Here is a 353-nt window from a genome sequence, read left to right as displayed (position 1 = left end):
AGCTGGCGGTGAATGACGGCGTGCCTGCTGACGCTGCCGCGAATATTCGCCGGTGCGCTTACAGATTTCAGTATAAAAACGCAGAATCAATGACCGGTGATCGGCCATGTTCTCGCTGTACGGCAGTGCCAGCGTAAAACTGAATGCTGACAGTCGTGGGTAATGGTCAACGGCCTGTTGCAAAAAAGTGCGTGTATTCACCGCATTTGCATCGTTACCCGATATAGCAGCAATACCCCTGCTGCCAGTTCGCTTCCTCGATGCTGTAAATGCCGGTCATGCACCGGGCGCAATACTTCCCCCCCTGGTAATGATTGCCACACCACACGCAGTACCAGACAAGAGGCACCACC

The 353-nt window shown here is 54.1% G+C and carries 1 protein-coding gene and 1 pseudogene; both read right to left on the bottom strand.

What is annotated here, in order from left to right; translation table 11 throughout:
- A pseudogene (locus ACU8YC_RS28595) lies at positions 1-201 on the bottom strand (DUF3296 domain-containing protein); the annotation flags it as partial.
- Between the two features lie 13 nt (positions 202-214).
- Positions 215-349 (bottom strand): putative zinc ribbon protein, encoded by a 135-nt coding sequence (locus tag ACU8YC_RS28590; RefSeq protein WP_446896466.1) that lies wholly within the window; start codon positions 347-349, stop codon positions 215-217.
- Between the last annotated feature and the right edge of the window lie 4 nt (positions 350-353).

Source organism: Citrobacter sp. VF227 (assembly GCF_052950715.1).
Note: the sequence above shows the minus strand (reverse complement) of the source record. Positions and strands in the feature narration are given on the sequence as shown.